Genomic DNA, 8,941 nt, shown 5'->3' on the forward strand with positions numbered 1-8,941 from the left:
TTGCATACTAATATTTGTAGCGCTGGAGTTGCTATAAAAGCCTCCTATACCTATGCTGGCGTGTTCGCTCACACCTAAACTCTCTAGAGCCAATAGAGGCAGTACCAATAGTCGTTTTAACATGTATTTTCCTTATATTAAAGATGACAGAGAGAGCGCATAGCTTAGAGCTATGCAAGCAGATTTAGAATTTAAATTTCCACCAGCCTTGCGAGATACAATATCAATGCAATCTCCGTGTGCAAATACTGCAATGAAGATTGCTGCCGATATTGTATTGATATAAGGATTCTTGCAAGAAAATCTTATATGTAGAATGCGAGAATCCTGATGTGATATATATCAAAATATCGCAAGAATGGAACATGGGCTTATTTGGATTCTTGGAGGTGTGGCTTGAAAATCATTGGTTTTGACATAGGTATTGCGAGCATTGGTTGGGCGTATATGGAGGATAATGAGCTCAAAGATTGCGGGGTGAGAATCTTCACCAAAGCAGAAAATCCCAAAACAAAAGCGTCCTTAGCCTTGCCAAGACGAAAGGCACGAAGCGCAAGGAGGAGATTAGCACGGAGAAGAGGCAGGCTTTATGCCCTAAAACAGCTGATATGCAAGGAATTTGGATTCTATCTAGGCGATTATGTAAGCGATGATGGAGACTTGCCAAAGGCGTATATCCACACCAAAGACACCAAGAGCCCCTATGAATTACGCACTTTAGCCCTTACCCAAAAGCTAGAGCATAAAGATTTAGCTAGAGCAATACTGCACATCGCCAAACATCGCGGCTATGGGAATAAGCACGCAAGAGAGGCAGAGGACACAGAAGAGCAAAACGAAACGGGCAAAATTAAGGCTGCCATAAAAGAAAATGAAAAGATTCTGCAAGAAAAGGGCTACAAAACCATAGGCGAATATCTCTACAAAACATTTTACCAGCAAGAGCGAAGCGATAGTGAGAAAAAAGGCAATAAAAATAGCAAAGAATTTCAAAATGTGCGTAATAAAGCCGGAAATTATGAGCATTGTATGGCACAAGATAAACTCAAAGCAGAATTAGAGCTGATTTTGCAAGTTCAAAATAAATTAGGAGCGAATCTAAAAGATTCCTTTTGTCAAAAAGTCATCGATATTGCCTTTTATCAGCGCGAACTCAAAGATTTTAGCGATAAGGTAGGCAAATGTATCTATGATGAAAATAGCCCCCGTGCGAGCAAAGATTCATTAAGTGCGATGGAGTTTATCGCCCTCACGCGCATTCTCAACGCCCTGCAATCTATCAGCAAGCAAAGTGGCGAGGTCTATGGCAAAGATATGATTGCGCAGATTTCACACATCGTGCTTGAAAAAGGAGAGATAAATTATAAAGCATTGCGTGAGATATTGCGACTACCTGAATCTATACGATTTCCTAAAGATTCAAAACTTGATTACACAAAGGAGCAAAAAGTCGCAGAAAAGGCAGCGTTTATTGAGTTTAAGAATCTTAAAGCTTTTAAAAAGGCTTTGGGCGGGAGCTTTGCAGGGCTTTCACGCAAGGAGCTTGACGCAATAGCCACACATATCACACTCACAAAGGATAAAATACATTTTCAGCAAAAGTTAGAATCCTATGCCCTTGATGACAATCAAAAAGAGGCTTTGAGCAAATTATCATTTTCCCATCACATTCATCTTGGCTTTGAGGCGCTGAATCAGATTCTGCCCTTTATGCGAGAGGGCTTAAGATACGATGAGGCGGTGCAGCAGGCGGGATTGAAAGAATGGAGAAAAATAACGCAAAAAGAAAATCTCTTATCGCCGCTTCATAAATATGAGCCCTATTTAGCTAATCCTGTCGTGGCAAGGGCGATGAGTGAGTATCGCAAGGTGCTAAATAGCCTGCTAAAGACATATGGGCAGGTGCATAAGATTCACATCGAATTTACGCGTGAAGTGGGGAGAAATGCGAAAGATAGAAGCAAGATAGAAAAGGAGCAGAGAGACAAATTAGCCAAAAATGAGGCAGCAAAGAAGCAATGTGAGAATCTAAGGTTGCCCCTTAGTGATAGCAATATCCTCAAAATGAAGCTATGGATAGAGCAGGGGGAATTTTGCATATATAGTGGGAAGAAAATTACTTGTGATGATTTGCAGAATCCTCAAAAGCTGCAGATTGACCATATTTACCCTTATTCACGAAGCTTTGATGATAGCTATGCAAATAAGGTTTTGGTTTTCACAAAAGAAAATCAAAATAAGCGTAATAAGACGCCTTTTGAAGCATTTGGAGAAGACACAAAGAAGTGGGAGAAGATTCTAAGTCGGGCAAGCACGCTGCCTAAAGCGAAATACCGCAGAATCTCTAATATAAAATTTGAAGATAAAGAAGCGGGATTTATCCCTAGAAACATCAATGACACAAGCTATATTGCAAGGCTTTGTGCGAATTGGACGAAGGATTGTTTGAGCTTCTTACCTTTAAGCGAAAATGAAGTAACGATTAGTGGAGAAAAAGGCAGCAAAGTGCATGTAGAGACAATAAGCGGGAATCTCACGGCGACTTTGCGGCATTATTGGGGACTAGGAGAGAAAAATCGCAATAATCATCTGCACCACGCAATTGATGCGATTATCATCGTCTTTAGCAATGCAAAAACGATTAAAGCATTTAGCGACTTTAAAAAGCAGCGAGAGCTGAATAAGGCGAGATTCTATGCTAAAGAGTTGGCGGAGGCTGACTATAAACAGCAGAAAGTATTTTTTGAGCCTATGGAGGATTTTAGGCAAAAAATCTTAGCAAAAGTAGATTCTATCTTTGTTTCTAAGCCTCCACGCAAGAGGGCTAGAGGGGCATTGCACGAGGAGACATTTTATGCTTTTGATGATAAGGATTTGATGAAGAAATATGGCGGACAAGAGGGCGTAGAAAAGGCAGTAGCACTGGGCAAAATCCGCCGCATTGGCACAAAGATCGTGAATAATGGGGCAATGGTGCGTGTGGATATTTTTCAGCACAAGCAAAGTGGCAAATTCTATGGCGTGCCTATCTATACGATGGATTTTGCATTAGGAATCTTGCCGAATAAGGCAGTGATAGCCGGGAAAGATAAACAAGGAGTGATTAAAGATTGGCTTGAAATGGATAGCTCTTATGAATTTTGCTTTAGTCTTTTTAAAGATGATTTGATTTTGCTGCAGAAAAAGGATATGGAAAAGGCGGAGTTGTGCTACTTTGTGAGTTTTGGTATTGCTACGGCAACCATACAGGTTGAAAAACATAACAATAAATTTGAAGATTTAAGTGAAAATGAAAAACTACTCTATACGAATGCGACAGCAAAAGAAGTTGTAGCTAAAAGTATAGGGATTCAAAACCTTAAAATATTTGAAAAATACCATGTCTCACCATTAGGCGAAGTCAAAAAGGCAGAGTTTGCAGAGCGTCAAAATATTGCATTGCCATCAAGCCCAAAGCATAAAAAAGCATAAAAGATGTTTGATTCTGCTTTTAGGACGCTTTTTTTGAGCACTCCTGCAAGACTTAGCCTCTATCAAAAACATCTTTGTGTCGCACAGGAGGCTAAAGATGCGCTCAAAATTCCTCTTGATGATATTTTGTGCCTCATTTTAGAATCCCCTCAAATCACCTTGACAAACGTGCTCCTTGACGCTCTCGCACAGGCTAAAATCATTTGCTACACTTGTGATAGCTCTCACTTGCCTAGCGGTATTTTTATGCCATTTTTGGGGCATTTTAAAAGTCTTGCAATCCTGCAGCAGCAAATGCAGCTCAAAAAGCAGGCAAAGGCGATATTATGGCAGCACATCATCAAATCAAAGATTCACAATCAAGCCTTGCTCCTACAAATGCAGCAAAGAGAAGAGTTTGAAGTATTAGAATCTCTGGCTAAGGGAGTGAAACTCGCCGATAGCACGAATAATGAGGCAAAAGCAGCCGCTTTGTATTTTAAGGCACTTTTTGGGAAAGACTTTAGCCGCAAAACACAAATCTTTGAGGATATGCGGATAGGGCTTATCAATGCGGCACTGAATTATGGCTATGCGATTGTGAGGGGAGCGATTGTGCGTAGCCTCTGTGCGAGCGGGCTAAATCCTGCATTGGGAATCAACCATAAAAACCAATTCAACGCCTTTAATCTCGCTGATGATGTGATAGAGCCTTATCGGACTTTTGTGGATTCACTCGTGGTGCAAATGCTTGAAAATGGGGATTTTAAAGAATCCTTAAGTCTTGAAAATCGCGTAAAATTAACAGAGATTTTAGGCACAGCGGTGATGATAGAAGACAAAAGATACCCGCTTTATCGTGCGAGCATAGCGAGCGTGCAGAGCCTTGCTTATGCTATTCAAAAAAACACATTTGCCTTAAAACTTCCAATATTTTGTAAGGATATATCCAATGGAAGAGATATTTATGAGAGTGCTAGTGATGTTTGACATGCCTACAAGCAACAAAAGAGAGAGGAAGCTGTATGCGAAATTTCGCAAATACCTGATACAAGATGGCTTTATGATGCTCCAATACAGCGTGTATATGAGAATCTGCAAGGGTGTCGCAAGCGCCAATCGTCATTTGGACAAAATAAGCCTTATCGTGCCGCCAAAGGGGCATATTCGAGGATTAATCCTCACAGAAAAGCAATTTGACAATATGCGGCTTTTGCTTGGCAAACCAAGCGATAATGAAAAAGCCCATGCACCCAAACAGCTCACACTTTTTTGATATCTTTGTAGGGTTTGTGTGTTTTAGAATCTTAGTTTATGAAGCTTTTTGAGTATTTTGATAAAAAATAAGACGGAGAGATATTATTTGCTCTAAAATTGCAAATGCTTGCAGAAAAATATAATGCAATTGAGGAAAATCTGTGGGTAGTTTTATGTAGAATAAGGGTTTTTAGGTATCGAAAACCTGCGGGGACCCCTTAAACCCCTTATTTTAGCCGCTTACTCAATTCTCTAGGAAGAATTATGCTTCCTTTTTGCTTAAAATATGATTTTTTGGATATTTTAAGCCTATCACACCGCTCAACTACCGCTCTATACGATGTTTTGGCGAGGTATATTTTAGCGTAAGAGAATTTAATAAGCGGCTAAAACTCGTTAAAACACAGGGCGATAAGATTCTTGATTTTAGCGTAAGAGAATTTAATAAGCGGCTAAAACCAAGGCCGCAAGGCTCGCCGTCGCGTTATTATTTTAGCGTAAGAGAATTTAATAAGCGGCTAAAACCAGAAAACCACCTACATCTACCTTTAGTCAATTTTAGCGTAAGAGAATTTAATAAGCGGCTAAAACTCAAACTCGCTGGGGCCTCCATACAAACCGATTTTAGCGTAAGAGAATTTAATAAGCGGCTAAAACTTTTTTCGATATTCAATAGAATCTCGATTTATTTTAGCGTAAGAGAATTTAATAAGCGGCTAAAACTAAGTTCGGTGGTGTGGTCGCGGTGTGGTGATTTTAGCGTAAGAGAATTTAATAAGCGGCTAAAACTCAAAAATCTCGTTTACATTCTTTGGCTTGATTTTAGCGTAAGAGAATTTAATAAGCGGCTAAAACAACAAGGGACGTATAAAGACGAATAAAATCATTTTAGCGTAAGAGAATTTAATAAGCGGCTAAAACGAAGGTTCAAACACTGGCGTCGGTACAATGATTTTAGCGTAAGAGAATTTAATAAGCGGCTAAAACTTATGGGTATAGCGCTAGGCCTTGTGATGGATTTTAGCGTAAGAGAATTTAATAAGCGGCTAAAACGCAAACCAGCCTTTTAATTGATAAAATTAAATTTTAGCGTAAGAGAATTTAATAAGCGGCTAAAACGCCACTGGGTGGCAGATTCACTAACCATCAATTTTAGCGTAAGAGAATTTAATAAGCGGCTAAAACTCAAAGTTAAATCGCTCGGCTAATGGTTGAATTTTAGCGTAAGAGAATTTAATAAGCGGCTAAAACATAGCAAGTCGTTTATACACTCTTGTATAAATTTTAGCGTAAGAGAATTTAATAAGCGGCTAAAACTCACAATTTAAGGATAAAAAATGAAAAAAAATTTTAGCGTAAGAGAATTTAATAAGCGGCTAAAACCTCTATCTCTTTACATATCTTTATTGCTGCATTTTAGCGTAAGAGAATTTAATAAGCGGCTAAAACAAAAGTTTGATACAATTGCAACGGCTAAGGATTTTAGCGTAAGAGAATTTAATAAGCGGCTAAAACTATATAATAGGCTTCTAAGGTTTAGCTCTTATTTTAGCGTAAGAGAATTTAATAAGCGGCTAAAACAACATGCCATGAAGCCAAAAACCCAGAAAAATTTTAGCGTAAGAGAATTTAATAAGCGGCTAAAACCCCATGCAAGATTATATCAACTATGCAGAAATTTTAGCGTAAGAGAATTTAATAAGCGGCTAAAACATAGGAAAGCAATTAAGCTTATTTGACTTTATTTTAGCGTAAGAGAATTTAATAAGCGGCTAAAACATTTTTGCCAATTAAAAACCACTTAAAATAATTTTAGCGTAAGAGAATTTAATAAGCGGCTAAAACCAAATACACCGCTTGTTTTTAAGCTATGTAATTTTAGCGTAAGAGAATTTAATAAGCGGCTAAAACCTAAAACAAGCCCAAAGCATAGCCCAAATAATTTTAGCGTAAGAGAATTTAATAAGCGGCTAAAACTGCAGAGAGTGTCAACATTGCTATGCTTGCATTTTAGCGTAAGAGAATTTAATAAGCGGCTAAAACAAAATTTAAAACTTTGTTTTGTAAGGATTGATTTTAGCGTAAGAGAATTTAATAAGCGGCTAAAACAATTTACGCGCTGTGAGCAATGCCCTTTGTATTTTAGCGTAAGAGAATTTAATAAGCGGCTAAAACACCGAGGGCATTATGATTTTCACACGCTTTATTTTAGCGTAAGAGAATTTAATAAGCGGCTAAAACTAGATTCTGTAGAGGTCTTTGTGGTGTTTGAATTTTAGCGTAAGAGAATTTAATAAGCGGCTAAAACGCACGCATTTAAACAAGCACGCACGCCAATATTTTAGCGTAAGAGAATTTAATAAGCGGCTAAAACTATGGCAGACTGCAAAAGATGAGAGGGTTAATTTTAGCGTAAGAGAATTTAATAAGCGGCTAAAACTTAAAAAATGCTGGAAATTCGGGATTATCGATTTTAGCGTAAGAGAATTTAATAAGCGGCTAAAACACAATCGTAACGCATTAAAAAGCACTATAAATTTTAGCGTAAGAGAATTTAATAAGCGGCTAAAACCTGGTTTTGGATGTTACTAAATTTGATTTTATTTTAGCGTAAGAGAATTTAATAAGCGGCTAAAACACAATAGAATGATAGGAGTCACATATGATGATTTTAGCGTAAGAGAATTTAATAAGCGGCTAAAACTTAAAAAGTGCTGGAAGTTCGGAATTATCGAATTTTAGCGTAAGAGAATTTAATAAGCGGCTAAAACTTAACTCTACTCACACTCTATCCTTAATTAATTTTAGCGTAAGAGAATTTAATAAGCGGCTAAAACTCCTGATATGATGTACTGATTTCATTTTAAATTTTAGCGTAAGAGAATTTAATAAGCGGCTAAAACAAGGATTGTTGGTGAAGTGCTTTAATCCTTATTTTAGCGTAAGAGAATTTAATAAGCGGCTAAAACTACAAACCGCTTCTATTGCGCCCGCCCATAATTTTAGCGTAAGAGAATTTAATAAGCGGCTAAAACTAGCATTTCTGTCTCCTTTAGAAAAATTTGATTTTAGCGTAAGAGAATTTAATAAGCGGCTAAAACGCAAAGAGCGAGCTATTAGAAGCTAAAAAGATTTTAGCGTAAGAGAATTTAATAAGCGGCTAAAACACAAAGAGGTTCTCAGATTTCAGTACCTATATTTTAGCGTAAGAGAATTTAATAAGCGGCTAAAACATTGCTGTATTGCAGCCCCCACCTTTTGGCATTTTAGCGTAAGAGAATTTAATAAGCGGCTAAAACAGATTCGATGATAACGCACGCGAGTTTTATATTTTAGCGTAAGAGAATTTAATAAGCGGCTAAAACTTAAAGCGATACGGATAATCTTTAATATCGATTTTAGCGTAAGAGAATTTAATAAGCGGCTAAAACCGAATGTTCGATGATTCAGATAGACAATGGATTTTAGCGTAAGAGAATTTAATAAGCGGCTAAAACTTAAGGTTTAGAACAGCCGTTATAAAAACTATTTTAGCGTAAGAGAATTTAATAAGCGGCTAAAACACTATACCCCCCTCTTTGTCCCGACTGATTATTTTAGCGTAAGAGAATTTAATAAGCGGCTAAAACTCGATAGCAAACCCATTAGCAACGCTCTCGATTTTAGCGTAAGAGAATTTAATAAGCGGCTAAAACCATAAAAGCGAGTATGTTAATCCAAAGTGGATTTTAGCGTAAGAGAATTTAATAAGCGGCTAAAACAGTTCGTTGTTTTTCTGCTTTATGTTTTGCATTTTAGCGTAAGAGAATTTAATAAGCGGCTAAAACACAGGCGAACTATTAGCATTGCAATATAAGATTTTAGCGTAAGAGAATTTAATAAGCGGCTAAAACAATATTTTGCGTTACCTGCACATTGTTATTATTTTAGCGTAAGAGAATTTAATAAGCGGCTAAAACAGGGGGGTTATTTCTACAACATGGCATTTAATTTTAGCGTAAGAGAATTTAATAAGCGGCTAAAACGGGATTATATTACCAGTGCTAGTGCAGAAGATTTTAGCGTAAGAGAATTTAATAAGCGGCTAAAACTAAAATCTTTAGAATCTATTCCTTTTAAGATATCGTCTCGTGCGAGCATCTCATCTATGCTTATGGACTTCGCCCCAAGAGAGCTTACCAATACAAGTACACAAGAGCGTTTAGAATCCAATTCCCACCTCTAGCATAGCGCT

Annotated in this window: 3 protein-coding genes and 1 CRISPR repeat array; all 3 genes read left to right on the plus strand. The window is 37.6% G+C overall.

Going from position 1 to position 8,941, the window contains the following annotated elements:
* Positions 1 to 396 precede the first annotated feature (396 nt).
* Genes cas9 through cas2 form a run of 3 tightly spaced genes read left to right on the plus strand, consistent with a single transcriptional unit; the run spans position 397 to position 4,726 of the window.
* Positions 397 to 3,471: a type II CRISPR RNA-guided endonuclease Cas9 gene (gene cas9, locus CCY97_RS07895; RefSeq protein ID WP_112064927.1), complete on the plus strand. Its 3,075-nt coding sequence runs from the start codon at positions 397 to 399 to the stop codon at positions 3,469 to 3,471.
* 3 nt (positions 3,472 to 3,474) lie between these two features.
* Entirely contained in the window at positions 3,475 to 4,440 is a 966-nt protein-coding gene (gene cas1, locus CCY97_RS07900) for a type II CRISPR-associated endonuclease Cas1 (protein ID WP_112064928.1), read from the plus strand.
* Positions 4,403 to 4,726: a CRISPR-associated endonuclease Cas2 gene (gene cas2 / locus CCY97_RS07905; protein WP_258457110.1), complete on the plus strand. Its 324-nt coding sequence runs from the start codon at positions 4,403 to 4,405 to the stop codon at positions 4,724 to 4,726. The genes cas1 and cas2 overlap by 38 nt, the downstream gene beginning before the upstream one ends.
* Positions 4,727 to 5,064: 338 nt before the next feature.
* A CRISPR array of direct repeats spans positions 5,065 to 8,798; the repeat unit is 36 nt; unit sequence ATTTTAGCGTAAGAGAATTTAATAAGCGGCTAAAAC.
* Positions 8,799 to 8,941 lie beyond the last annotated feature (143 nt).

It is taken from the genome of Helicobacter sp. 10-6591 (assembly GCF_003288805.1).
Lineage (GTDB): Bacteria > Campylobacterota > Campylobacteria > Campylobacterales > Helicobacteraceae > Helicobacter_F.